Below are 25,441 nucleotides of genomic sequence, written 5' to 3'. Positions count from 1 at the left end.
CATGCTGTTCAAAATGTGAGAGGCGCTGTTACCACAGCGCCAGGGTGTAGCCGATGATCAGGCGGTTTTCGTCCACGGCGTTGGTCAGGCCGTTGCCGGAGCGGAAGGTGACATTGCGCCAGCGCAGGCTGACGTCCTTGAACGGGCCACTCTGGATGACATACGTGATGTCGGTGTCACGCTCGCGCTCGCGGCCATTGGTCACGGTGGCAGTTTCCGCGTGGCGACCGTCGGTGTAGCGGGTCATGAAGCTCAGGCCGGGGATGCCCATGGCAACGAAGTCGTAGTCGTAGCGCACTTGCCAAGCGTCCAGCCCGGCGCGGGTGAAGGTGTTGTAGGTGACCAGGTTGACGGTGAACGGGTCGCCGCCGTTGACGAACGGGAAGGCGCTGTCACCGGACATCTGCTGCCAGGTGGCGGTGAACTTGTGCGCCCGCACGCCCAGGGTGAACATGGCGTTGAAGTTACGGTTGTCGATGTTGCCGGCACGCTCGGCACCGTCGTTGCGGCTGTCGAAGTAGCGCAGGTCACTGCGCAGGCTCAGTCCTTCTGCCAGTGGGCGGGTGTCGATCAGACCGACGAACTGCTGACGGTAGATGTCCTGGAGCTTGGCGTAGTAATAGCTGACCGTGGTTTGCGGGGTGATGGCGTAGCTGCCACCACCAAAGTCCAGGTGGTCACTGCTGGCAGCGCCATAGCCGATGTCGTCGCGGCCAGACGAATCCCGCAGGTTGGCCTTGGTCAGGCGTCCGGCATTGAAGGTGAGGCCATCGAGGTCCTGACTGGTGAGCAGGCCACCCTGGAAGGTGGACGCCAGCAGGCGGGTGTCGTTGTACACCACCACCGGCAGGATCGGCTGCAAGGTGCCCAGCCGCAAGGTGCTCTTGGACACGCGTACCTTGCCGGTCAGGCCTAGCTCGCTGTAGTCATCGACCGGTTCGTGGCTGTTCGGGCCAAAAGGCAGCAGGCCGGTGTTGCGGCGGTCGCGGCTGGAGTCGAGCTTGATGCCCAACTGGCCCAGCGCGTCCACGCCAAAGCCGACCGGGCCCTCGGTAAAGCCCGACTCCAGCTTGGCGGTAAAGCCTTGGCCCCATTCCTCGGCCTTGGCCTGCGGGGCGTTGCTCTGGCGAAAATCACGGTTGATGTAGTGGTTGCGCAGCTCCAGGCGTGCATGGCTGTCGCCGATGAAGTCGGCCAGCGCGGGCATCGGCAGGGCGAAGGTGGCCAGCCAGGCGGCTGACAGGAAGTGTGTGCGGTTCATTGTTGTTGTTTTACCCGACATGTCTGTTCGTCCTTGAAGTCAGTGTTTGCTGGCGCCAGCCGCACCGATACCGGTCATGGAGCGGATGAACTGGCCCAGGTAGCGACCACGCTCTTCAACGGCACGTTCGGAGCTGTCGGTAACCGAGAACACCCAGGCACTGAGGAAGGCCAGGCTCATGGAGAACAGCGCAGGGTTGCTGTAGGGGAACAGCGCCGTTTTGTTGTGCAGCACGTTGACCCACACCGCCGGGCCCAGCACTACCAACAGCACCGCCGAGACCAGCCCGGCCATGCTGCCGCACACCGCGCCACGGGTGGTCAGGCCTTTCCAGAACATGGAAAGGAGCAGCACCGGGAAGTTGACCGAAGCGGCCACCGCCAGCACCAGGCCGGAAAGGAAGGCAATGTTCTGCGACTCGAACATCAGGCCCAGGATCACCGCCAGCAGGCCGATGAGCAACGTGGCAATGCGTGACACGCGCATTTCCTCTTGCTCGGTAGCCTTGCCTTTGCGCATTACGCAGGCATACAGGTCGTGGGACACGGCCGATGCCCCGGACAGCGCCAGGCCGGCGACCACAGCCAGAATGGTGGCGAAGGCGACGGCAGAGATGAAGCCCAGGAACAGGTTGCCACCCACGGCCTGGGCCAGGTGCACGGCGACCATGTTGCCGCCACCGATGATGGCGCCAGTGGCGTCGCGGTAGGACGGTTCAGTGCCGACCATGACGATGGCGCCAAAGCCGACAACGATCAGCAGCAGGTAGAAGTAACCAATGAAACCGGTGGCGTAGAACACGCTCTTGCGTGCTTCCTTGGCATCACTGACAGTGAAAAAGCGCATCAGGATATGCGGCAGGCCAGCGGTGCCGAACATCATGCCCAAACCGAGGGAAATGGCGTCCACCGGGTTGGACAACAAGCCGCCTGGGGCCATGATCGCCTGGCCCTTGGCATGCACGGCCACGGCACTGGCAAACATGGCCTCGGTGCTGAAGCCGAAGTGCTTGAGCACCATGAAGGCCATGAAACTGGTGCCAGATAGCAGCATTACCGCCTTGATGATCTGCACCCAGGTGGTGGCGAGCATGCCCCCGAAGGTGACATAGGCAACCATCAGCACACCGACCAGCATCACGGCGTACAGGTAGCTGATGCCGAACAGCAGCTCGATCAGCTTGCCGGCGCCGACCATTTGCGCCACCAGGTACATCAGCGCCACCACCAGGGTGCCGAAAGCCGAGGTCAAGCGCACCGGGGTTTGCGCCAGCCGGTAGCTGACCACGTCGGCAAAGGTGTACTTGCCCAGGTTACGCAGGCGCTCGGCAATCAGGAACAGGATGATCGGCCAGCCCGCCAGGACACCGAGGGCATACAACAGGCCGTCGTAGCCGTTCATGAACATCATCGCGGAAATGCCCAGGAACGAAGCGGCACTGATCATGTCGCCAGCGATCGCCAGGCCGTTCTGCATACCGGTCAAGCCGCCGCCGGCGGTGTAGAAGTCACTGGCCGAGCGGGTGCGCAGGGCAGCCCAGCGGGTGACCAGCAGGGTGAAGCAGACAAACACCATGAACATCGAAATGGCGGTCCAGTTCATTGTGCGCACTCCTGCTTGACCTTGTCGTTGAGCGGGTCGAGCACGTTGTTGGCGCGGTGCACATAGATGCCGGTCAGGGCAAAGGACAGCAGCACCATCAACACGCCCACCAGCATGCCGACAGTGGTCACGCCGCCGCTGAGGGACTGGCCGAGGGTGCTGGGCGAAAACGCAACCAGCAGGACGAAGCCGTAGTAGACCACCAGCATGGCCAGGGTCAGGCTGCCGTTGAGGCGGCGCTTGCGCCGCACCAGGTGCTGGAAGTCGGGGTGGTTGGCGATGCTTTCTATGCGTTCGGGTGTCATGGCAAGCGATCTCTTGGTTTTGTAATTGTTGTGTTGAGGTCACGCGGGGTATTGCGTTGTTGCTTAGGCCCTCTTCGCAGGTAAGGATGCCTCCCTAAGGCCTTGCGCAGGCCCTGTAGGAGCGGGTTTACCCGCGAAGCAGTCGACTCGGTCTACAACTGGTCGAAGTCAAGCACCACCCTGTCGCTCACCGGGTAGGTCTGGCACGACAGCACATACCCGGCCGCCACTTCGTAATCTTCGAGGGCATGGTTGCTGTCCATCTCCACTTCGCCCTCGATCACCCGGCACTTGCAGGTTGAGCACACACCGGCCTTGCACGAGTAGGGCAGCTCGGCACCAATGGCGTTGCCGGCGTCGAGCACGTTCTGGGTGTTGCGCGGCAGGTCGAAGCTCAGTGCCCGGCCGTCGCTGATCACGGTGATATGGCTAAGCGCCGAATCCACCTGACGTGCCGCCTCACGGGCTTCGCGGCGGGCCTCGCTGCCGGCGGCGGCGAACAGCTCGAAGTGGATGCGTTCCTTGGACATGCCGTTGGCCTGCAGGCTGTCACGCACGGTCTCGGTCATCGCCTGCGGGCCGCAGATGAACGCCGCGTCCAGGCCGGCAACGTCCAGCCAGCGCGAAAACAGCTGGCCGCATTTGTCGGCGTCGATGCGGCCGTTGTACAGGTCGACGTCCTGCTGTTCGCGGCTGAACACGAAAATCAGGTTCAAACGGTCGAGGTAACGGTTTTTCAGGTCTTCGAGCTTGTCGCGGAACAGCGCCCCCGAACTGGAACGGTTGCCGTACAGCAAGGTGAAACGGCTGTGCGGCTCGCTGGCCAGCGTGGTGGCGATGATCGACAGTATCGGGGTGATGCCGCTGCCGGCAGCTACCCCCAGATAGTTGCCCTGGCGAGCCGGGTCCAGCGGCACGAAGAAGCTGCCCGATGGTGGCATCACTTCCAGTTGCTGGCCGGCCTTGAGCACTTCATTGGCAAACGCCGAGAAGCGCCCGCCCGGTACGCGCTTGACGGCCACGCGCAGTTCGCCGTCCTGTACGGCGCTGCAGATGGAGTAGGAGCGGCGGATTTCTTCGTTGTCCAGCTGTGTACGCATGACCAGGTACTGGCCCTGAGTGAAGCGGAACTGGTCCTGCAGGTGCTCGGGCACATCGAAGGCAATCGATACCGCATCACGGGTCTCATTGCGCACTTGCTTGATGGTCAGGCTGTGAAACTGGCTCATGGTGGTCTCCACGGCTCAAATGCATTTGAAATAGTCGAATGGCTCCAGGCACTCGCGGCAGCGGTACAGCGCCTTGCAGGCCGTAGAGCCGAACTGGCTGAGCAATTCGGTATGAGCGCTGCCGCATTGCGGGCAGCACACCTGGGGGGCTTCGCCGAGCAGGCTGCGCTTGCTGGCGCTGCCTTGCGGCGGCGCAATGCCATAAGCGCGCAGGCGCTCGCGGCCCAGTTCGCTGATCCAGTCGGTGCTCCATGCCGGGGTCAGCCGGCGCTCTAGCTCTGGCGCGGTAAAACCGGCCTGTTCCAGCGCCTGGCGGATATCCCCTTCGATGACTTCGGTGGCAGGGCAGCCAGAGTAGGTCGGGGTGACCACCAGGTGCAGGTGGCCGGCGCGCCAATCGACATCGCGCACGATCCCCAGGTCGACCACGCTGACCACCGGCACTTCAGGGTCCATGACCTGGCCCAATACCGCCCAGGCGCGAGCCAGGTCGTCGCCTTGCTGTGCCCGCGCGCCGCGGTCGCCGGCAATCAGTTCACCAGGCTGCATCGGGGTAGGCCCTTGGCAGGAACTGCATTTCGGCCAGCAGCAGGCCCAGATGCTCGGTGTGCAGGCCTTTGCGGCCATCCAGGTAGAAGTGGCTGGCGGCCTTGGGCAGCGGCAGTTCGACCGAAGCAAACGTCGCGGTGACCTGCTTCAGCCAGGTGGCGCCGACGGTAGCTGGATCGGCGCCGATGCCGCATTCGGCCAGACGGACTTCGTTGTCGCTGCCAGCGGTGAGCTCAACGGTGAAGCGCCACAGTGTCGGGATAGCGGCAAGCATGCGCTGGCGGCTGGCATCGGTACCACCGCCCAGACGTTGTACCCATTCGCTGGACCGGCGCAGGTGGTAGGTGACTTCCTTCAGGGCCTTGGCGGCAATACCGGCGATTCGCGCGTCGCTGGACTCGACCAGCTCCTGCAGCACGGCGAAGTGCCACGCGTCGTAAAGGAACTGCTTGGTCATGGTCACGGCAAAATCACCGTTGGGTTGCTCAACCAGCAGCAGGTTGCGGTAGGCGCGCTCGTCACGGCGGAACGCCAGGGCATCGGCATCTCGGCCATCGTCGAGCAGCTCGGCGGCATACTCCAGCCAGTTGCGGGCCTGACCGACCAGATCGAGACCGACGTTCATCAGGGCCAGCTCTTCCTCGATGGCCGGGGCGCGGCCACACCATTCACAGAGGCGCTGGCCCTGGACCAGGGCGCTGTCGCCGAGCAACAGCAGATAGGGGATAAGGGCTTCTTTATGCATGGCCCACCTCACATGTGTCCGACTTCGTCGGGCAGCTCGTAGAAGCTGGCATGGCGATAGACCTTGTCGTCCGAGGGGGCGAACAGCGGGTCTTTCTCGTCGGGGGAGGAGGCGGTGATCAGCGCCGAAGGCACCACCCACAGGCTCACACCTTCGCTACGGCGGGTGTAGAGCTCGCGGGCGTTCTCGATGGCCATGGCGGCATCGGCGGCGTGCACGCTGCCGACATGCTTGTGGTTAAGGCCGTGCTTGCTGCGCACGAACACTTCGTAGAGGGTCCAGACAGACATTTTCGATCTCCGCATCAATCGCCGCTCAGGCGGCGTTCTTGTTCTGTTGCTTGCGCGCATAGGCCACAGCGGCCTCGCGTACCCAGGCGCCATCCTCGATGGCCTTGCGCCGGGTGGCGACACGTTCCAGGTTGCACGGGCCATTGCCCTTGATCACTTCGTAGAACTCGTCCCACTGGATTTCGCCAAAGTCGTAGTGGCCGCGCTCGGCGTTCCACTTCAGCTCAGGGTCAGGCGCAGTGCAGCCAAGCAGTTCCAGCTGCGGCACGGTCTGGTCGATGAAGCGCTGGCGCAGTTCGTCGTTGGTCTGGCGCTTGATCTTCCAGGCCATCGACTGGGCGCTGTTGGGCGAGTGTTCATCGCTCGGGCCGAACATCATCAGCGCCGGCCACCACAGGCGGTTGATGGCGTCCTGAACCATGTCGCGCTGGGCTTGGGTGCCCTGGCGCATCATGGTCAGGAGCATTTCGTAGCCCTGGCGCTGGTGGAAGCTCTCTTCCTTGCAGATACGGATCATCGCGCGGGAGTAGGGGCCGTAAGAGGTGCGCTGCAGCACCACCTGATTGACGATGGCGGCGCCATCCACCAGCCAGCCCACAGCGCCCATGTCGGCCCAGCTGAGGGTGGGGTAGTTGAAGATGCTCGAGTACTTGGCCTTGCCGCTGTGCAGTTTGTCGATCTCTTCGTCGCGGTCAGCCCCCAGGGTTTCCATGGCGCTGTACAGGTACAGGCCGTGACCGGCTTCGTCCTGAATCTTGGCCATCAGCTGCAGTTTGCGCTTGAGGCTGGGGGCACGGGTGACCCAGTTGCCTTCGGGCAGCATGCCGACGATTTCCGAGTGGGCGTGCTGGGAGATCTGCCGGATGAGGGTCTGGCGGTAGGCCTCGGGCATCCAGTTCTTGGCTTCGATCTTGATTTCGGCGTCGATCTTTTCCTGGAAGTTGCGTTCCTCGGGGGACATTTCTTCCAGCGTCTTGACGCGCTTGACTCCGGTTTCCACTAGCTGTGCGTACATGTGCTGCGACTCCTGCTAAGGCATGAGTCATTTGTAAGCGATACAAAACACAACGTCAAACACATTTATATGTATCAAGTAAGATTTGTGTATCGCATTGCCGTCCAAGGGGCTGTTGCAGCCCACTCTCGGCACAAGGTTGCGCCTGCATCAGCGCGTGCCAGAGGGAACGCAGGCAAAAAAAAGGCCCCGGGCAATGCCGGGGCCGAAATGGCAGCCGATTGGGTCAGCTGGCCAACCGTTTGTCGAACACATGGCACGCCTTGCCCTCGGAGCGCTTGAGCGTGCCGCAGGGTTGCAGGTGCACCTGGGTGCTGATGCCGATGTAAGTCTTGATCTGTTTGGTCAACTCCCCGACAACCAACCTGCGCTGGCCTTCGTCAAGGTGCTGGCACTCTGCGCGCAGTTCCACATGCACTTGGACACTGTCCAGGTTTCCATTGCGATACAGATGGATCTCATACATTTCTGAAAGCTGTTTTATTTTTAGGACCTGTTCCTCGATCTGGGTCGGGAACACATTGACCCCGCGAATGATCAGCATGTCGTCACTGCGGCCGGTGATCTTGCCGATCCGCCGCATTGGCCGAGCGGTGCCGGGCAGCAGCCGGGTGAGGTCGCGGGTGCGGTAGCGCACCATCGGCAATGCCTCTTTGCTCAGCGAGGTGAATACCAGCTCGCCCAGCTGGCCATCCGGCAGTACCTCGCCGGTAGCTGGGTCGATGATCTCGGGATAGAAGTGGTCTTCCCAGATGGTCGGGCCGTCTTTGGTCTCGATGCACTCCATCGCCACGCCGGGGCCCATGATCTCCGACAGGCCATAGATATCGAGGGCATTGATGCCCAGGCGCTGCTCAATTGAACGGCGCAGCTCGTCGGTCCACGGCTCGGCACCAAAAATGCCCAGGCGCAGCTTGAGGTGGTGGGGGTCGATGCCCTGGCGCTCGATTTCATCAGCCAGGTTGAGCATGTAGGACGGGGTGACCATGATGATGTCGGGCTGGAAGTCGCGAATCAGCTGCACCTGCTTTTCGGTCTGGCCACCGGACATGGGGATCACGGTGCAGCCCAGGCGCTCGGCGCCGTAGTGCGCGCCGAGCCCGCCGGTGAACAGCCCGTAGCCGTAGGACACATGCACCTTGTCACCTTTGCGCCCGCCGGCCGCACGAATCGAACGGGCAACCACATTGGCCCAGGTGTCGATATCGTTCTGGGTGTAGCCGACCACCGTCGGCTTGCCGGTGGTGCCACTGGAGGCATGCAGGCGCACCACTTCTTCCTGGGGCACGGCGAACATGCCGTAGGGGTAGTTGTCGCGCAGGTCGTTCTTGCCGGTGAAGGGGAACTTCGCCAGGTCTTCCAGGCACTTGAGGTCATCGGGGTGGGCGCCGCACTCGGCAAAGCGTTGGCGGTACAGCGGCACATTGTCGTAGGCGTGCTTCAGGCTCCAACGCAGACGCTCCAGCTGGTGCTGGCGCAGGGCGTCGACGCTGGCGGTTTCCATCGGGTCCAGCAGGGCACGATCGGCATCATGGTACATGTTCATGGCTTCACTCGAATTGTTCTTGTACGCCGCGCGCCAGCGGTTGCAGGCCACGCGGTGAGTGTCATGGAGGCAGCATATACGGCTGCGTTCAGTTCGGTAACAAGCGCAGGGCCCGAACCGCTCAGAGGCGCTCGATGATCATGGCGATGCCTTGACCTACACCGATGCACATGGTGCACAGGGCGTAGCGGCCGGCCGTTTCTTCAAGCTCGTGCAAGGCAGTGGTCACCAATCGAGCACCGCTCATGCCCAGTGGATGGCCCAGGGCGATGGCGCCGCCGTTGCGGTTGACTCGCGGGTCGTCGTCGGCCAGGCCCAGCTCGCGCAACACGGCCAGCCCTTGGGCGGCAAAGGCCTCATTGAGTTCGATGACATCCAGGTCAGCCAGTGCCAGGCCGGTGAGCGCCAGCACCTTGCGGGTCGCAGGCACCGGACCAATGCCCATCAGCCTGGGCTCAACCCCGGCCACCGCCATGCCGACGATGCGACCGCGGGCCTTCAGCCCATGGCGGCGGGCCGCGGCGCTGCTGGCCAGCAGCAGGGCGCAAGCGCCGTCATTCACGCCGGAGGCATTACCCGCCGTTACGCTGCCGCCTTCACGAAACGGCGTCCCGAGCCGAGCCAGCTGCTCCAGGGTCGTGTCGCCGCGCGGGTGCTCGTCATGCTCGACCACTTTGGCTGGGCCTTTGCGTTGCGGGATTTCGACCGGCACGATTTCCCGCGCCAGGCGGCCGCGGGCCTGAGCTGCTGCGGCTTTGTGCTGGCTGCGCAGGGCAAAGGCATCCTGGTCGGCGCGCGAGATGCCGAACTGTTCGGCCACGTTTTCAGCCGTTTCCGGCATCGAATCGATGCCGTAGGCGGCCTTCATCAGCGGGTTGACGAAACGCCAGCCGATGGTGGTGTCGAACAGCTCGGCCGCACGCCCGAATGGCTGTTCCGACTTACCCATCACAAACGGCGCACGCGACATGGATTCCACACCACCGGCCAGCATGAGCCCCGCTTCACCACAGCGCAGGGCACGTGCCGCATTGCCGATGGCATCCAGGCCGGAACCGCACAGGCGGTTGATCGTGGTCCCTGGTACTTCGAGTGGCAGCCCGGCCAGCAGGCTCGCCATGTGGGCCACGTTGCGGTTGTCTTCGCCAGCCTGGTTGGCACAGCCGAAGATAACGTCATCAATGGCTTTCCAGTCCAGTTCGGGGTGGCGCTGGATCAAGGCTTTGAGCGGGATGGCCGCCAGGTCGTCGGCGCGCACGCTGCTCAGGGCCCCGGCATAGCGGCCAATGGGGGTGCGCACGGCGTCGATGATCAAGGCATCGGCGTGGGTCGGTTCATTCATCTTGCGTCTCCTGCGCCAGCACGGTGCCGCGCACTTTGTAGGATTTGCCATGGAACATCGCCACCAGCTCACCACGCTGGTTGTCGATACGCACTTCGTACAGGCCGGTGCGGCCTTTGCGGCTGACTTCGCTGGCGTGGGCGGTGAGCACGTCATCGCGCAGCGCCGGGGCCAGGTAGTCGATGGTGCAGCCCAGCGCCACCGTGGCCTGGTCGTAGCTATTGCAGGCGAAGGCGAACGCCGAATCGGCCAACGCGAACAGGAAACCGCCATGGCAGGTGCCATGCCCCTGGATCATGTCGGCACGCACTGGCATGCGCAGGCTGGCCCGGCCGGGGCCGGCATCCAGCAGGCTGATGCCCAGGCCCTGAGTGGCCGGGTCGCGGGCGTACATGGCGTCGGCACAGGCTTGTGCCAGTTCCACTTCAGTCATGCAGGGTGCCTCCTTTGGCTTCACAGCGGCGCAACAACAGGGAAGGGCGGTAGCGGCTCTCGCCGTAGCTGCGCTGCAGGTTGTCGAGCACGCGCAGGGTATGGGCAATACCGATGTTCGCCGCCCAGGCCAGCGGGCCGCAGGGGTAATTGACGCCGGCGCGCATGGCCAGGTCGATGTCGGCGGCGCTGCCGACGCCCTGAAGCACCGCATCGGCGGCCTCGTTGGCGAGCATTGCCACGGTGCGCAGTACCACCAGGCCGGGCAGGTCGGCGACACCGGTCACTTTCAGGCCGGCACGCTGCAGCAAGGCTACGGCTTGGTCGCGGGCGCTGTCAGTGGTATCGGCGGACCAACTGATGGCAAGGCGGGTGGCGCTGCTGTAGTCCAGCGCCAGGTCGAGCAGCACAAGGTTGCGCAGGCCGTCTTCGCGGGCACGCTGGCTGGCCAGGCGGCCATCGGACAGGGCCAGGGTGGCATCGCCCACCTGAATCAAGCCACTACCGGCGCGCTGGGTCACGGCAATGCCGCTTTGGCGCAGGCGCTCGACCAGCGGCTGCATCACCCCCAGGTTGCCCTCGACAACGCAGGCCTCTGCGCCGGCGAAGCTGTGCAGTTCGGCCGCCTGCGGACGCTCGACGCCTTCGGCATAGCGATAGAAGCCTTGGCCGGTCTTGCGCCCCAGGCGACCGGCGTCCACCAGTTCCTTCTGCACCAGCGAAGGCTGGAAGCGGAAATCGCCATAGAAAGCATCGAATACTGAACACGTGACAGCGTAATTGACGTCATGACCAATCAGGTCGGTCAGCTCGAACGCCCCCATGCGAAAGCCGCCAGCGTCACGCATCAGCGCATCCAAGCTGGCGCAATCGGCGGCACCTTCCTGTAGCAGGCGCAGGCTTTCGGCATAGAACGGCCGCGCTACACGGTTGACGATGAAACCCGGTGTAGAGCGTGCGTGGACCGGCTGCTTGCCCCAGGCCTGGGCAGTGGCGTAGATGCATGCGGCCACTGCCGGGTCGGTTGCCAGGCCCGACACCACCTCGACAAGCGCCATCAGCGGTGCCGGGTTGAAGAAGTGCATACCCACCACGTGCTGCGGGCGTTCAAGGCCAGCGGCGAGGCTGGTGATGGACAGTGACGAAGTGTTGCTGGCAAGGATACAGTCGGCTGCGCACAGGGTTTCGAGCTGGCCGAACAACGCCTGCTTCACCTGCAGGTTTTCGACGATGGCTTCAATGACCAGGCCGGCATCTGCCAAGGCGTCGAGTGTATCGACCGGGCACAGGCGGGCATTGATCGCTTCACGTTCAGCGGCCAGCAACGTTCCTTTGTCCACCAGCCGGGCCAGTTGGCGATCGATACCCGTCACCGCCTGGGCGGCCGCACCCGGGCGGTTGTCGTAGAGCTTGACGGGGTGGCCGGCCTGGGCCGCAACCTGGGCGATACCGGCGCCCATGGCGCCGGCACCGATCACCGCCACCTGCACATTGCTTGCGAGTGCGGCCATTTCAGCGCCCCTTGAAGGCTGGCGTGCGTTTGTTCATGAAGGCGCTTACGCCTTCGCGGTAGTCCTCGCTGCGCCCGGCCAGGCGCTGCAGGTCGCGCTCCAGCTCCAGCTGCGCCTCAAAACCGTTGTCGAAACTGGCATTGAGGCTGCGCTTGATCAGTGCCAGGCCGTAGGTGGGCTGGGCGGCGAGCTGGCGGGCGAGGGTGAGGGCTTCGTCACGCAGCGCGGCATCATCCACCACGCGGTGGATCAACCCCCATTGCTCGGCCTGTTCGGCGCCAAGGCGCTCGCCCAGCATGGCCAGCGCCTTGGCCCGGGCCATACCGACCAAGCGCGGCAGCAGCCAGGTACCACCGGAGTCCGGCACCAGGCCGATCTTGCAGAAGGCCTGGATGAAACTGGCCGAGCGGGCGGCCAGCACCAGGTCGCAGGCCAAGGGAATGTTGGCACCGGCACCGGCCGCCACGCCGTTGACCGCACAGATCACCGGCAAAGGCAGGTCGCGCAGGGTGCGTACCAGCGGGTTGTAGAACGTGTCGATCGATTGGCCCAGGTCCGGCATTTCGGCGCCTGGGGCAACGTTGCGGTCGGACAGGTCCTGCCCGGCGCAGAAGCCGCGGCCTTCAGCCGTCAGCAGCAGCACCCGCGCGTCACTGCTTTGGCGCACTTGCTTGAGCGCTTCGCGCACCTCCAGATGCATGGCCGTATTGAAGCTGTTCAGCTGCTCGGGGCGGTTCAATGAAAGGAAGGCAACGCCGTCCTCGATGGAAAACAGGATGTGCTGGAAAGTCATGACAGACTCGCTCCGTCAGTCGAGAGAATGATGATCAGCGCCCCTGGAAACGGGCTTGGCGCTTTTCCTGGAAGGCGCGGATGCCTTCATCGCGGTCGGCGGTGCCAGCCAGCAGGGTGAAGGCATGGCGCTCGAAGCGTAGGCCGCTGGCCAGGTCGGTATCACCGGCCTTCAGTAACGCCTCCTTGGCCAGGCGCACGGCCAGCGGCGCTTTGGCGGCGATGCTGCGGGCAACCTGCATGGCGCGTTCTACGGTGAGTTCGGGCTGGGTGATTTCGCTGACCAGGCCGGCCTGCTGGGCGCGGTGGGCAGTGATGGCTTCCCCCGTCAGTACCATCTGCATGGCCAACGGCTTACCGACGGCACGCAACAGGCGCTGGGTGCCGCCAGCACCGGGGATGATGCCAAGGTTGATTTCCGGCTGGCCGAAACGGGCGTCGGTCCCGGCGATGACGATGTCGGCGCACATTGCCAGTTCGCAGCCGCCACCCAGGGCATAGCCGTTGACTGCGGCAATCAGCGGTTTGGCGAATGCGGCGATGCTTTGCCAATGCGCTACGCGCGGGTCATTGAGGATGCCGACCAGGTCGCGATCAGCCATCTCGCGGATGTCGGCGCCTGCGGCGAAAGCTTTGCCACTGCCGGTAATCACTGTGGCCCGGACATGCTCGTCGTCCCCGGCAGCCTGCAGCGCAGCAGCCAGTTCTGCCAGTAGCTCGGTGCACAGGGCATTCAAGGCCTCGGGCCGTTGCAGGGTAATGAGCTGAACGCCATGTTCGGGCGCCTGCACGTCGATATATCGCGGCATGTCGGGTTCCTCTGGCTGCACGCACGGCACATCGCGTGGCCGGCATTTTTTGGAATTGTTTGCAGGGGCGTAATGCGGGATCACGACCAGGTGAGCTCAGTATATGCTCCATGCGATACAGGAATGCAAGTTTCAAAATGTTTTCGCGTATCTCTTTTTTGTTTTCCAGTGATCACAGCTCCAGTGCAATGCTTACAGAGGAATCGTTTAATCTAGGCGTTTTCGAGTATTTAAAGCAGGTTTTTACCGGGCAGAATTAACTCAACACATGTGATACACGATTGACGACCAAACAGCTTCTGATACAAGATCGACTGACATTTCAAACCATTTCAGGAGTGTTGCCATGCCTTGCTATCGACTGGACGGCCTGACGCCCGTTGTTCACCCGACAGCCTACGTGCACCCCAGTGCAGTCCTGATCGGCGACGTCATCGTCGGCCCCCGCTGCTACATCGGCCCACTGGCATCGCTCAGGGGCGATTTCGGCCGCATCGTGCTGGAGGAGGGCGCCAACTTGCAGGACACCTGCGTGATGCACGGTTTCCCGGGGGGCGACACCGTAGTAGAGCGTAACGGGCACATCGGCCATGGCGCCGTGCTGCACGGCTGCCGTGTGGGCGAAGACGCATTGGTCGGCATGAACGCCGTGGTGATGGATGGTGCCCATGTAGCACCACGCAGCATCGTCGCGGCCACCGCCTTCGTCAAAGCTGGCTTCGAAAGCGCGGCGCAGAGCCTGGTGATGGGGTCGCCAGCCCAGGTCAAACGCCCACTGACCGATCAGGAGCTTGCCTGGAAACAGCGCGGGACGGCGGAGTACCAGCACCTGGCGCAGCGCTGCATGAACAGCATGGTCGAATGCCCGCCGCTGGCCGAGGCAGAGCCGGGACGCCCGCGCATGGAAGACACCGGGGTCAGGCCCAAGGGCCAGGCGAGCGCATGAGCCTGGCAGCGACACGCAATGGCCAGGCGGCCCACCGCACAGGTATAGTCGGTGCTTTATCCGCGCACAGTTCGCCCATGAGCACTCTTGCCCCACTGAACCACTTGATCACCCGCTTTCAGGAACAGACGCCGATCCGCGCCAGTTCCCTGATCATCACGTTGTACGGCGATGCCATCGAGCCGCACGGCGGTACAGTCTGGCTCGGTAGCCTGATCAACCTGCTGGAACCGATCGGCATCAATGAACGGCTGATTCGCACGTCGATCTTTCGCCTGACCAAAGAAGGTTGGCTCACTGCAGAAAAGGTGGGTCGACGCAGTTATTACAGCCTGACAGGCACTGGCCGTCGGCGTTTCGAAAAGGCCTTCAAGCGCGTCTATAGCCCAAGCCAGCCAGCCTGGGACGGGGCCTGGACGCTGGTGTTGCTGTCGCAACTCGAGGCGGGTAAGCGCAAGGCCGTGCGTGAAGAGCTGGAGTGGCAGGGGTTTGGTGTCATGGCGCCGAACCTGCTGGGTTGCCCACGGGCAGACCGTGCCGACCTGGTGGCCACGTTGCGTGACCTTGAGGCCGGCGACGACAGTATCGTCTTCGACACCCACACCCAAGAGGTGCTCGCGTCCAAGGCGATGCGCGCCCAGGTGCGGGAAAGCTGGCGTATCGACGAACTGGGGCAGCAATACAGCGAGTTTATCCAGCTGTTCAGGCCGCTGTGGCAAGGTTTGAAAGAGCAGCCGTTGCTGGATGCTCAAGATTGCTTCCTGGCACGCACGCTGCTGATTCACGAGTACCGCCGCCTGCTGCTGCGCGACCCGCAACTGCCCGACGAGCTGCTGCCAGGGGACTGGGAGGGAAGGGCTGCGCGGCAGTTGTGCCGTAACCTCTACCGACTGGTGTTTGCCAAAGCCGAAGAATGGTTGAATGCAGCACTGGAAACAGCAGATGGCCCATTGCCGGATGTGAGCGAGAGTTTCTACAAACGTTTTGGCGGGTTGGCTTGAGGGTAAGTCACCTACTACCAGCAGGCAGTTCTTGTGTCGCTATAGGAGCAACCCCAACCACATTGCCCCCAGGATGAGCAGTTGCCCTGGAATGAGGTATCGGGAAAAGCTGAAACCTCCGTTGCTCAAGGCCAGAACACATTTGCTCAATGTGTTCCCCGTCACTGCGAGCAACCCCGGTATGACGATTTCATTCGCACTGATTCGTCCGGCAGCGACCAACGAGGCGATCGAGGCCGTGGCCGCATGAGCATCGGCCAGGCCGCCGACGAAAGCCGCGAGATTGACGCCATTGGGGCCCAGAAGCTGAAGCAGAAATGCCGAGAACAAGGCGATGCCGGTTATCGCAGCGGTGATCGCCAGTGCTGTCCAGAGACTGAACGCGCCATCACCCGGATGTGTGGCGGATCCTCCATGAGCAGCACGCCAAGGGGCTAGCAGAAGCACGCCATACACGAGTGTGACCAGTGCCCCCAGCGCGATCGATGACCAGAAAGGGTCGAGCAAGCGACGGTCGACGATGCTCAGTACCAGTGCAAATTGGGTGATGCTGGCGAGATTGGACAATACGGCAGCGCCGGCAAATGGCCTGGCAGCAGCGCCTTGCTGTCTGACGCGGTGCGCAAGCAGGGCAATGGTGGCAGAACTTGAAGCAAAGCCCGATGCGATCGCGCTCAAGGGCAGGCCATAGCGAGGTCCCATCAGGCGCATGACGATGTGTCCTAAAGCACCCACGGCCATCAGCAAGACCACCAGGTTACAAATCGTGCGCGGGTTGAGTATGTTGTAGGGGCCTAGAAACTGGTCCGGTGTCAGCGGCAGTACCACCAAGGCCACCGTGGACAACATCAGGCCATCGCGCAGCTCTTCCTCGCTCAATTGTTGCAGCACGAAATGATGCAGTTCGCGTCGCAGCGCCAACAGCACGGTGAGCACCACGCCCACCGCTGCGGCGAGCTCAGGCTCATGAAGGCTAAGCGCCCCGAGTGTCAGCACCAGCAGCAGGGCAATTTCACTGGTCACTTCAGGGTCTTTATCGGCATGTCTGCGGTAGTGCATGCAGAGCATCAGCACCAGGCCCAGACTCGCCACCGCGACCAGCACCGCACCGGCCAGCAACATGCTGACGTAGCCCAGCAATGCAGTGATGGCGAAGGTCCTGAGCCCGGCGGCCGCGTGGTCTTCGTTACGCCCCTTCTTACGCTCGCGCTCCAGCCCCACCAGCATGCCAATCCCCAGCGCCACAGCGCCGTGGCCAACATTCAAGGCGTCGAGCATGGTGCCTTTAGCGGGACCTTGGCCTCACATTCCCCGCCACCTTGTTCCAGTGCCATGAGTGCAGGCATATCGAGAATTTCTACCAACCTGCCATGCAGGTCGACGATACCCAGCGCGCGCAGACGGGCGACGGATCGGCACACGGTTTCCAGGCGTAACCCCAGGTACGAAGCCATGTCTTCACGAGACATGCGCAACATGAAGCCATGGGCAGAGTAACCGCGGCTGACGAAGCGCCTGGAGAGCCCCACCAGGAAGCTGGCCAGCCGCTGTTCTGCTGTCAGGTTGCACAGCATCAACACGCGCCCGTGCTCACGCACGATCTCGCGGCTCATCAAGCGATTAAGGCTCTGCTGCAGCTCCGGAAACTCACGCGCCAGGGTTTGCAAGCGACGATAGGGGACGGGGCAGACTTCGCTGTCTTCCAGGGCAATGGCGTCACAGACATGGTGCTCTATGGCAATGGCATCGAGGCCGAGTACATCGCCCGGCATCCAGAAGTTGATCACCACGCCTTGCCCCTCGGCGGTGTTCAGGCTGGTCTTGAAACTGCCGCAACGTACGGCATAGAGCATGGTCAGCGGATCGTTGGCATTGAACAGCGCGGCACCCTTGCGAATGCGCATGCGCGGGCCTATCAAGGCGCCCAGGCAGCTGTTGTCGTCAACCGGCAGACCCGTGGGGAGGCACAGGCCAATTACCCGGCAATCCATGCAGTGGTTCACCAGCGGTTTCAGGTGAATAGGGTTTGCCTTGGACAATGCGTTGGGTGAGTCGAGCAGGGTGACCTTCAGCTGGCCAGGCATTTTCAGGCCTCCTTCGCATTTTGGAGGCCGCTTTGGGCCCCTGCGCCATTACGCGCACCGAGCCCCACGGTCACCCCGGTATGGGGCGACCAATCTGCAAGCATGTCACGCGAGTGGGGGGCATTGAGGCGGCTTGTAAGCCGTTCGACAAACCGCTCGGCTTCGGCAGCCGTCCTGAAACCCACCCGCCAGTCATCCATGTGTACCCAACAGCGTCCCTGCTCTGTGTTCTTCTCCACGTAAACGTTCATCAGGGCCTCCAAAGCATGTATCGGTAGACAATGCAGAATGAAGGCGTCCCTGCCAGCAGTGCAGGTGAAACCCAGGGCGGTGTCGCCATGGCACGCCTGCGGGGCCTGAAGTGGCTGTGATCTGGGTACAGGGTGCGCCGGCGAAGTCCCGAGGTATTGATCCGCGTCAAGTTCTTGCGCCATGGGCAATGCCACTGGTCGGTAGGTGCCTCCAGTTGATAAACATCAAGTTCGCAACACGTAGGTGGCAGATGCTTTACCTACGTATTGCAACCTCAGAGGTGTGCCATGGAAACTCCGCAAAGATTGCTGCTGATCGCCTCCCCCCTGATGCGCCGAACCCCGGCCTATGACCGGGCCGCTGCGCTGGCCAAGGCCAAGGGGATGGCGCTGCACATCGTCGCTTTCGACTACGTGGAAGGGCTTGCCACGGCGGGCTTGGTGAATGATCAAGCGCTCGCAGTCATGCGCGAGGGTTACGTGCAGCAGCACCGTGCATGGCTGGAAACCCAGGCGTTGCCGATGCGGCGCAATGGCGTCACCGTCACAACCGAAGTGGTGTGGGTGCAGCAGCCCTTGAATGAGATCCTGATACACCTGCGTGAGCAACCGTTTGCCATGCTGATCAAAGAGCTTGAGCATGAGCCTTGGTGGATGCGCGCAATGTTCACCTCGCTGGATATCCAGTTGCTGCGCGAAACGCGAATACCCTTGCACTTGGTACACAAGGCGAGCCATGCGTTGCCACGCAGGATTCTGGCGGCGGTGGACCTGTCCAGGCCTGAGGATCAGTTTGAAGGTTTCAACGACCAGATCATCAGCGAAGCGCTGAAGCTGACATTGCAGTGCAATGCCCAGATCGAATTGCTGTACACCTACGACTTGGGTTCCATGTACCTGGACGCCGGCGGCAGCCGGGAACATTCGTTCCTGTTCGATTCGAACCGTGCCCAGACCTTGCATGACGTTCAGAGCGCTGCCTTCCAAGAGCTTGCCGAACGCAACGGGATCGCCGTCGAACACCGCCATATGCGCATCGGCGACCCGGCAAAGGCCCTGGCCATGTTCATGGATAACAATGATATCGACGTATTGGTCATGGGCAGTTATCACCACCATGGCATCGGCTGGTTCATCGGCAGTACTGCCGAGCGCGTTTTGCATCGGTTGTCCAGCAGTGTGCTGGTGATTTCTCCAGAACGCTCCAAAGGCTGAAGCACAAGGCCCGCAAGGGCCTTGTTTTTTCAAGGCCGCAGGTCAAGTTCGTGCAGGATCTCGCTCACATCCCCGCCAGGGTATCTTGAGGTGAAGCCCAGTGCCTTGACCAGCCGGTGCATGCCATAGTTGCTGGCCAGATCCCTGGAGACCATGCACTGAAAGCCATTGCGTCGTGCGGCTTCAATCAGGTGTTGCATCAGGCGCTTGCCCAACCCCTTGCGCTGCCAGTCTTCGCTGACCGCCACAGCACATTCGCACCGCTGACTGCCAGGTATGCCTGCATAGCGGCTGACGCCGATTTGTTGCAATTGACCGTCTACATGAACCAAGGCGACATAGGCCATGCGCTGGTGATAGTCCACGGGCATGTCTTGCGTGTCCAAGCTAGGCAAGCCGCCGCTGAGCCCGGCAATGAAACGAAAACGCCGTGATTCATAAGCGATGGTGCTCAGAAAACGCTTGTCCCGTTCGCGGTCTTCTTCGCGCAGTGGGCGGATCAGCACCGCCGAACCGTCCTCGAGGTTTTCGACCCAGTGTTCGCAGGTCTGTGGCTGTGCTGTTTGCTGCCCGTTCATGACGCCTCCCGTTGCTTGATCAGTACCTGGTGCAGCCGTTTTAACGTGGCGGGCCGTTTCGGTTCTGACAATCATCAAGTTCAGCCTGGGTAGCGGTTTTCTGATCTGCATCAAGCAGCAGCGGTCCTGTGCGCGGAATATCGTCAGCATCACACCCACTCACGAAAGCGCGGAGGTTCACCATGGGGCAATATCGACAATTGCTGGTGCTGCTGACCGAGGTAGAACCGCATTCCGCCGCTTTGCGCAGAGCCCTTGCCTTGGCGCATGTCAGCGGCGCCAGCGTGCATGTACTGGGCTTGTTCGAGCCAAGCGAGGAGCACATTCTGCGCGAAGAGCGGCTGAACGAGGCCGATATCAAGCGCCAGTACGAGCACTATCGCGTTCAGTTGACGGGATTGGTCGAGCGGCATCGCGGCAGCGGTATAACGCTGACGGTCGACAGCCTGAATGCGGAGGATATCCGCAGCCAGGCGATCGATTACATCAGTGAACTGCAGCCCGATATGGTCATCAAGGACAGCGAAGCCGCGTCGGCCCTGGTGCGCGTGTTCGGCACCCCACTGGATTGTGCGCTGATGCGAGGTTTCAAAGGCGTCAGCCATTTCGTGCCGGCGGGGGCCATCTCATTGCCGCGGCGTGTGCTGGTCGCAGTGGACACGGCGTTCAGTGAGACGCCTGCCGTTCAGGCGTGCTTCAATCGTGGTCTGGTTCGTGCTGCCCAGGCGCTGGCGTTGCAGTGTGACGCGCACCTGCATCTGCTATCGGCCTACAACCTGGCAGGGGTATTTGCCTCGGACATGAATGTCACCCAGGCGTGGATCGACGAGATGCGCGAGGCACTGCAGGAACCTTTCGAAGCGCTGGCCGATGCCGAAGGCGTCGCACCTGACCGCCGACATTTCATGGAAGGAGGCCCGGTACAGGTGATCCGTGAACAGGTCGCGGCCCTGGACATCGACGCGGTGGTGATGGGCGTGGTGCAACCCAAAGGCCTGGACAAACTGTTGGGAGACACCACCGAGCGTATCGTCAGCCGCCCACCGTGCAGCGTGCTCGCCGTTCATCCCCAAATAGCCGAAAGTTGGGAGCCTTGGCCATGCAACTGACATTTCTTGGCGGCACCGGCACCGTGACCGGCAGCAAATTCCTGTTGACCCGTGACAGCACGCGGGTATTGGTCGACTGCGGACTCTTCCAGGGTTTCAAGCAACTGCGCCTGCGCAACTGGCAGCCACTGCCCCCGGCGCTGCGGGCGCTTGATGCGGTGGTGCTGACCCACGCCCACCTTGACCACAGTGGTTATCTACCGGTGCTGGTTCGGGAAGGCTACCGCGGGCCGATCTACGCCACGCCGGCGACGTGCGCCTTGGCGGAAATCCTCCTGCTCGACAGTGCACGGCTGCAGGAAGAGCAGGCCGAACATGCCAATCGCCACGGTTACTCCAAGCATGCGCCGGCGCAACCGCTCTATACCGAGCAGGATGCCAAACGTGCCCTGGCACTGTTTCGGCCCGTGGCGTTACATCAGGTGACCATGATCGCCGAGGGCATGGAGTTACTGTTGCGTACCGCCGGACATATTCTGGGGGCAGCCACGGTCCAGATCAGCGCCGAAGGGCAGACCGTGCTGTTTTCGGGTGACCTCGGCCGCCCTCAGGATCCGATCATGCGTGCGCCTGAGCTGGTCAGAACGGCGGACGTGCTGTTGATCGAGTCTACCTATGGGGACCGCCAGCATCCCGCCGAATCGACCGAGCAGTACCTGGCCAAGGTCATCAACGAAACGCTCCTGCGCCACGGCATTACCCTGGTACCCTCGTTCGCCGTCGGCCGTGCCCAACTGCTCATGTATTACCTGTACACGCTCAAGCGCGACCGGTTGATCCCTGATGTCCCGGTCTACCTGAACAGCCCGATGGCCACCGACGCCACCGCCTTGTACCAGCAGTACCGCAGTGAACATCGGCTGACCGCAGCCGAGTGCGCCGCCATGTGCAGAGGCACGCACATCGTCCGGACAGTCGATGAGTCCAGGCACCTGGACCAGCTGCGCGAGCCCGCAGTGATCATCGCCGCCAGTGGCATGGCGACCGGCGGACGGGTGCTTCACCACCTGAAGGCGCTGGCCCCCAACCCACGCAACAGCATTCTGTTCTCGGGCTTTCAAGCCGGGGGTACGCGGGGTGCCGATATCGTCGCGGGCGCCCACAGTGTGCGGTTGCACGGCGAGGATGTGCCCATCCGTGCACAGGTGCATGCGATGGAGAATCTTTCTGCGCACGCCGATGCCGATGAAATCATGGAATGGTTGCGCGGGTTCACCCGGCCACCCCGTCAGACCTATGTCATCCACGGCGAGCCACACGCTGCCGACACCTTGCGGCGGCGAATCAGCCTCGAACTCGGCTGGCAGGTGTGCGTGCCTGAGTACCAGGAAACGGTTGCCATCGACCCTGTGCGCTAGCCGGGCGCGGGAGGTGAATCATGAGTACACAAGCAAGGGCGAAACTGCGGGCCTGGTTGCACAGGCCCAGGGGCAGCCTGGGTTGGATCGTGACTATCGTCGCTTTACTCGTCGCCGCGTCCATCTATCGCGCCTTAAGCGCTAGCTGGCGGATGCCCATGCGTGATCCGGCGGTACTCCTTGGCCTGCTGGCGTTGAGTGTCGCGCTGGGGTGGGCGGTGCAGCGGGGCGTCAAGCGCACGGTCGGCAAGGCCATTTTCAATGGCCAGCAGACGGGTTGGCAGGCCAGGCTGGCGTTGCTGCGTTCAATCACCCGGGAATCGAACACGTTGATAAGCGTGTTGCTGCTCCTGGTCCTACTCGGTGCTGGCACCGTGTGGCTGGCGGGGCGCTCCGTGGCGCAGATCGTGGAGAATTGCACGGCCAACCTGCAGGCCCAGGTGGAGGTGCCTGAGGATGACAAGCTTGCTGCGCTGGTCGGCAAACCCGTGTGCACGTGCCTGGCACAGACCTTTCTGGAGCGCAATGGGGTGCTGCGCCTGGCCCTGTTCGAAACGCCCATGCAGGAAGTGAGCGGTCTGAAGGCGCTGACTCCTGCTGATGAGCAGCGTTGCCTCGCGCAGTTCGACCTGCTGCCCGAGGCGGGGCGTGCAACCACGCCTTGAAGCCATCAACGGCTCCATCGGCAGCTGAAATGACCGGCGCCCATCGCGGCGCGGGAGGTGTTCATGTCCCACGATCTTGCCTTGCCAACTGTGTTTGTCGACCGTACCCAGGCTGGACGTTGCCTGGTAGAGCCACTGGCCCGGTATGCCGGCAGGCCCGACGTGATCGTGCTTGCACTGCCGCGTGGTGGTGTTCCGGTGGCCTATGAAGTCGCGACTGCCCTCAACGTTCGCCTGGACCTGCTGATGGTGCGCAAGCTCGGTATGCCGTTTCATCCCGAGCTCGCCATGGGGGCGATAGCCAGCGGCGGAGTAACCTTTATCAATGACGACATGTTGCGGGCCTATCCGGTAGATCGCGCGGTGTTCGACGCCGTGGTTGCCAGGGAAACCGAGGAACTGGCGCGGCGCGAGCGGGCTTACCGGGGAGGGCGGCCAGCCCAGCAACTCAAGGATCAGGTGGTGATTCTCGTTGATGACGGCCTGGCGACCGGTGCCACGATGAGGGCGGCGATACAGGCTGCACGAGCCCAGTCACCGGCGCGGATCGTGGTCGCCGTCCCGGTCGCACCGCCAGAAACGCTCGAAGCGCTGTACGGTGAAGTGGATGAGCTGGTGTGCCCGCGCGTGCCTGAGCGGATGGTTTCGGTTGGCTATTGGTACCAGGATTTCCCGCAGACGTCGGACGAGGAAGTCATGACGCTCATGGGGCAAGCTGATCAGCAAGCACTTTGCCCGAGTGCCCCCCATGACTGAGCGCAGGGTTGAAATCCGCACGCAGACTGATAGCGCTTCGCCGAGGCTCATACACCAAATGGATAGGTCTCGTCCTCAGGCTCAAGGTGCTGTTGTTTCGGCAAGGGTAGGGCAGTCACTGGCTGGGTCTGTTCGAACCAGAGCAGCGCATCGAACTGCTCGGCCAGCACCGCCTCGAAGTAGTGGCTCAGCCGTTCGCTCTCGGGGCGATAGATGACGCCGATGGCGCGTTCGAGTAGCGCCGTGGACAACACATGGCGCAACGCCTTGCGCTGTGGGTCGCGCCAGTCGCTCAGGCTCGCTGGCACGCCTGCGAGGCGGAACTGGTGCTCCCAGCTGTCGCTGCGCGAAGGACGGATTTCCTTGATCTGCATGTCGCCGTCCCAGTCATCGGCGGCGGCCACCTGGCCGCGGTCGGTGGCCATGCCGATCAGCACCGCGTCGTGCCCGAAAGCGCTGCGGCAAAGCTGGCCGATGGTGAACTGGCCTTTCCAGCCCATTTCCGTGGCTCCGGCATTGCCGATGTGTGAATTGTGTGCCCAGACCACGGCCTTGGCGTGGGGACCACGGTGTTCCAGCAGTGCGCGCAAGGTATCGAACATGTGCCGGTCGCGCAGATTCCAGGAAGCCGTCGAACCTCGGTAAATGGCGCGGTAGTACTGTTCCGCAGCGATGATTACACGGGCGTTCTGCGTTGCGTTGAAGAAGGCTTCATCATTGCGGACAAGCCCTGACAGTTGCTCGGCGAGCATGACATTCAACTGCTGGATCACCGGTTGCTCACAAGGCATGACGCCACCGCGCTCGACAAAGTGCCCGTACAGCGCGGGGTCGTCCTGCCACGGCGTCAGGCAACCGTAACGGCGGCGGGCTTCATGGGCCAGATGCGGATCGACCCGGTCCAGATAGGCCAGGACTTCATGGATGGAATTGCGCAGGCTGTAGACATCCAGGCCGCGGAATTCCACGCGGTGGTCGGTGGGCAGCAGGCGGTTGTGCCCGTGAAGCCATTGGGCGAAGGCTTTGACTTCGCTATTACGCCACATCCAGGTAGGAAAACGGCTGAAAATATGGCGTTTCCACGCCGAGTGCGCCAAGCCTCGGACGTACTGATCGACATGCCCGGCATCCGGCCAGTCAGCCTCGACAGCAACGATGTTGAAACCATGCTGTTCGATCAGGCGCCGGGTGATCGCCGCGCGGGCGCGATAGAACTCACTGCTGCCGTGGCTTGCCTCGCCCAGCAGGATGACGCGCGCGTCAGCATAGCGGTCGAACAGCGCTGCGAATGCCGGCGTATCCAGGTCCGGCAAAGGTTCGGCGTACTGATGAAGCACCGGGGCAATATCGGCAGTGTCGACCTGATACTGCTTGCCGTAGAGTTTTTCCATCAATGTCTTCGAAGGGCCGCTCATGGAGAGCCTCCCGTAATCGGGCCGCCGCGCATTGACCCGTCAGTGCGACGGCCCAGGATTCAGATCAGGGAGAGCCGGTGGATGACCTGGCTGGGATCATCCGGGTCAGCGACGGTGGTGAACCCCGCCGCTTTGGCCAGCTCGCGCATCGCTTGGTTGGCTGCTGCATCAACCGAATACATCTGCCGCAAGCCCTTGGCCCGGGCATGGTCGACCAGGTGCTTGAGCAGCAGGCGACCCAAGCCATGGTGCTGCCAGCTGTCCATGACGGTAACGGCACACTCGCACTCGTCCTTGCCGCTAGCAGTGGCGTAGCGGGAAATGCCCACTTCCTGCAATTCGCCATCCACGTGGGCAAGGGCGACGTAAGCCGCCTGGCGATCCTGGTCGACCTTCATCAGCTGGTCGAGCATGGCTTCACCGGGCTCCCTGAGCTGGCACAGGAAGCGGAAATGCCGCGATTCGGGCGACAGCCGTTCGATGAAGGCTTTTTCGCGTTCTCGGTCCTGGGCTTGCAAGGGCCTGATCAATACGTGAACGCCGTTTTCAAGGGCTTCGATCCAGTATTCACCCGAAGGTTTTGGGAACGAAGGCGTTTTATGCTCACGGGAAGTCTCGGCGGGCGCCATGGCAAT

General features: G+C 62.6%; 25 protein-coding genes and 1 pseudogene. 7 read left to right on the top strand and 19 right to left on the bottom strand.

Annotation, left to right across the window (positions count from 1 at the left end; translation table 11 throughout):
• Positions 1–28: 28 nt before the first annotated feature.
• From I8746_RS06785 to paaF, 14 genes and pseudogenes are all read right to left on the bottom strand, one after another.
• Positions 29–1,261: an OprD family porin gene (locus tag I8746_RS06785; protein ID WP_004577384.1), complete on the bottom strand. Its 1,233-nt coding sequence runs from the start codon at positions 1,259–1,261 to the stop codon at positions 29–31.
• 39 nt (positions 1,262–1,300) lie between these two features.
• Positions 1,301–2,869, bottom strand: a pseudogene (locus tag I8746_RS06780) (cation acetate symporter); the annotation flags it as partial.
• The gene (locus I8746_RS06775) at positions 2,860–3,168 is read right to left on the bottom strand and encodes a DUF485 domain-containing protein (RefSeq protein WP_004374508.1); all 309 of its coding nucleotides are present in this window, start codon (positions 3,166–3,168) and stop codon (positions 2,860–2,862) included. The pseudogene I8746_RS06780 and the gene I8746_RS06775, both read right to left, overlap by 10 nt.
• A 152-nt stretch (positions 3,169–3,320) precedes the next feature.
• Positions 3,321–4,397, bottom strand: coding sequence for a 1,2-phenylacetyl-CoA epoxidase subunit PaaE (gene paaE / locus I8746_RS06770; RefSeq protein WP_017148348.1), 1,077 nt, complete (start codon positions 4,395–4,397; stop codon positions 3,321–3,323).
• Positions 4,398–4,412: 15 nt separating this feature from the next.
• Positions 4,413–4,946 carry a 1,2-phenylacetyl-CoA epoxidase subunit PaaD gene (gene paaD / locus I8746_RS06765; RefSeq protein ID WP_004374513.1) on the bottom strand — a complete coding sequence of 178 codons (534 nt, stop codon included), beginning with the start codon at positions 4,944–4,946 and terminating at the stop codon, positions 4,413–4,415.
• Positions 4,933–5,691 carry a 1,2-phenylacetyl-CoA epoxidase subunit PaaC gene (gene paaC / locus I8746_RS06760; RefSeq protein WP_221100362.1) on the bottom strand — a complete coding sequence of 253 codons (759 nt, stop codon included), beginning with the start codon at positions 5,689–5,691 and terminating at the stop codon, positions 4,933–4,935. The genes paaD and paaC overlap by 14 nt, the downstream gene beginning before the upstream one ends.
• Positions 5,692–5,699: 8 nt before the next feature.
• A complete protein-coding gene (paaB, locus tag I8746_RS06755) occupies positions 5,700–5,981 on the bottom strand; it encodes a 1,2-phenylacetyl-CoA epoxidase subunit PaaB (protein ID WP_004374528.1) in 282 nt (93 codons plus the stop codon).
• A gap of 25 nt (positions 5,982–6,006) precedes the next feature.
• Positions 6,007–6,996 (bottom strand): 1,2-phenylacetyl-CoA epoxidase subunit PaaA, encoded by a 990-nt coding sequence (paaA, locus tag I8746_RS06750; RefSeq protein WP_004374531.1) that lies wholly within the window; start codon positions 6,994–6,996, stop codon positions 6,007–6,009.
• A gap of 226 nt (positions 6,997–7,222) precedes the next feature.
• Entirely contained in the window at positions 7,223–8,542 is a 1,320-nt protein-coding gene (gene paaK / locus I8746_RS06745) for a phenylacetate--CoA ligase PaaK (protein ID WP_012052301.1), read from the bottom strand.
• A 121-nt stretch (positions 8,543–8,663) separates the two neighbouring features.
• On the bottom strand, positions 8,664–9,884 hold the full coding sequence (gene pcaF / locus I8746_RS06740; RefSeq protein WP_012052300.1) for a 3-oxoadipyl-CoA thiolase: 1,221 nt from the start codon (positions 9,882–9,884) through the stop codon (positions 8,664–8,666).
• Positions 9,877–10,317: a hydroxyphenylacetyl-CoA thioesterase PaaI gene (gene paaI, locus I8746_RS06735; protein ID WP_221100361.1), complete on the bottom strand. Its 441-nt coding sequence runs from the start codon at positions 10,315–10,317 to the stop codon at positions 9,877–9,879. Before paaI ends, pcaF begins: the two co-directional genes overlap by 8 nt.
• Positions 10,310–11,827: a 3-hydroxyacyl-CoA dehydrogenase PaaH gene (gene paaH / locus I8746_RS06730; protein ID WP_012052298.1), complete on the bottom strand. Its 1,518-nt coding sequence runs from the start codon at positions 11,825–11,827 to the stop codon at positions 10,310–10,312. Before paaH ends, paaI begins: the two co-directional genes overlap by 8 nt.
• A 1-nt stretch (position 11,828) precedes the next feature.
• Positions 11,829–12,620 (bottom strand): 2-(1,2-epoxy-1,2-dihydrophenyl)acetyl-CoA isomerase PaaG, encoded by a 792-nt coding sequence (gene paaG / locus I8746_RS06725; RefSeq protein WP_012052297.1) that lies wholly within the window; start codon positions 12,618–12,620, stop codon positions 11,829–11,831.
• A 34-nt stretch (positions 12,621–12,654) separates the two neighbouring features.
• On the bottom strand, positions 12,655–13,428 hold the full coding sequence (gene paaF / locus I8746_RS06720; RefSeq protein WP_012052296.1) for a 2,3-dehydroadipyl-CoA hydratase PaaF: 774 nt from the start codon (positions 13,426–13,428) through the stop codon (positions 12,655–12,657).
• A 346-nt stretch (positions 13,429–13,774) separates the two neighbouring features.
• Here paaF and paaY point away from each other — a divergent pair, with 346 nt between their 5' ends.
• Both paaY and paaX read left to right on the top strand, forming a co-directional pair.
• The gene (gene paaY, locus I8746_RS06715; protein ID WP_012052295.1) at positions 13,775–14,374 is read left to right on the top strand and encodes a phenylacetic acid degradation protein PaaY; all 600 of its coding nucleotides are present in this window, start codon (positions 13,775–13,777) and stop codon (positions 14,372–14,374) included.
• 77 nt (positions 14,375–14,451) lie between these two features.
• A complete protein-coding gene (gene paaX / locus I8746_RS06710) occupies positions 14,452–15,375 on the top strand; it encodes a phenylacetic acid degradation operon negative regulatory protein PaaX (RefSeq protein ID WP_004374548.1) in 924 nt (307 codons plus the stop codon).
• 39 nt (positions 15,376–15,414) lie between these two features.
• Here paaX and I8746_RS06705 read toward each other — a convergent pair whose 3' ends face one another.
• Together I8746_RS06705 and fnrC are read right to left on the bottom strand one after the other, a co-directional pair.
• On the bottom strand, positions 15,415–16,653 hold the full coding sequence (locus I8746_RS06705) for a DUF4010 domain-containing protein (RefSeq protein WP_012052293.1): 1,239 nt from the start codon (positions 16,651–16,653) through the stop codon (positions 15,415–15,417).
• Positions 16,638–17,459 carry a Crp/Fnr family transcriptional regulator FnrC gene (gene fnrC, locus I8746_RS06700; protein ID WP_012052292.1) on the bottom strand — a complete coding sequence of 274 codons (822 nt, stop codon included), beginning with the start codon at positions 17,457–17,459 and terminating at the stop codon, positions 16,638–16,640. The genes I8746_RS06705 and fnrC overlap by 16 nt, the downstream gene beginning before the upstream one ends.
• A 539-nt stretch (positions 17,460–17,998) precedes the next feature.
• On the opposite strand from fnrC, the gene I8746_RS06695 reads away from it, so the two are divergent.
• Positions 17,999–18,925: a universal stress protein gene (locus tag I8746_RS06695; protein WP_004577372.1), complete on the top strand. Its 927-nt coding sequence runs from the start codon at positions 17,999–18,001 to the stop codon at positions 18,923–18,925.
• 29 nt (positions 18,926–18,954) lie between these two features.
• Here the strand turns inward: I8746_RS06695 and I8746_RS06690 are convergent, their stop codons facing one another.
• Positions 18,955–19,503, bottom strand: a complete 549-nt coding sequence (locus I8746_RS06690) for a GNAT family N-acetyltransferase (protein WP_012052291.1) — start codon at positions 19,501–19,503, stop codon at positions 18,955–18,957.
• A 182-nt stretch (positions 19,504–19,685) separates the two neighbouring features.
• On the opposite strand from I8746_RS06690, the gene I8746_RS06685 reads away from it, so the two are divergent.
• The 4 genes from I8746_RS06685 to I8746_RS06670 all read left to right on the top strand — a co-directional run bounded on the left by I8746_RS06685 (position 19,686) and on the right by I8746_RS06670 (position 23,391).
• A complete protein-coding gene (locus I8746_RS06685; protein ID WP_012052290.1) occupies positions 19,686–20,612 on the top strand; it encodes a universal stress protein in 927 nt (308 codons plus the stop codon).
• Positions 20,603–21,970, top strand: a complete 1,368-nt coding sequence (locus tag I8746_RS06680) for an MBL fold metallo-hydrolase RNA specificity domain-containing protein (protein WP_004374564.1) — start codon at positions 20,603–20,605, stop codon at positions 21,968–21,970. The genes I8746_RS06685 and I8746_RS06680 overlap by 10 nt, the downstream gene beginning before the upstream one ends.
• Before the next feature lie 158 nt (positions 21,971–22,128).
• Entirely contained in the window at positions 22,129–22,635 is a 507-nt protein-coding gene (locus tag I8746_RS06675) for a hypothetical protein (protein ID WP_041168424.1), read from the top strand.
• A gap of 63 nt (positions 22,636–22,698) precedes the next feature.
• Entirely contained in the window at positions 22,699–23,391 is a 693-nt protein-coding gene (locus I8746_RS06670; RefSeq protein ID WP_221100360.1) for a phosphoribosyltransferase, read from the top strand.
• A gap of 47 nt (positions 23,392–23,438) precedes the next feature.
• On the opposite strand, the gene I8746_RS06665 is transcribed toward I8746_RS06670, so the two are convergent.
• Positions 23,439–24,806, bottom strand: a complete 1,368-nt coding sequence (locus I8746_RS06665) for an erythromycin esterase family protein (protein ID WP_012052287.1) — start codon at positions 24,804–24,806, stop codon at positions 23,439–23,441.
• A 59-nt stretch (positions 24,807–24,865) separates the two neighbouring features.
• Positions 24,866–25,435 carry a GNAT family N-acetyltransferase gene (locus tag I8746_RS06660; protein ID WP_004374572.1) on the bottom strand — a complete coding sequence of 190 codons (570 nt, stop codon included), beginning with the start codon at positions 25,433–25,435 and terminating at the stop codon, positions 24,866–24,868.
• Between the last annotated feature and the right edge of the window lie 6 nt (positions 25,436–25,441).

Source organism: Pseudomonas sp. USTB-Z, from assembly GCF_019691255.1.
Taxonomy (GTDB): Bacteria; Pseudomonadota; Gammaproteobacteria; order Pseudomonadales; family Pseudomonadaceae; genus Aquipseudomonas; species Aquipseudomonas alloputida.
Note: the sequence above shows the minus strand (reverse complement) of the source record. Positions and strands in the feature narration are given on the sequence as shown.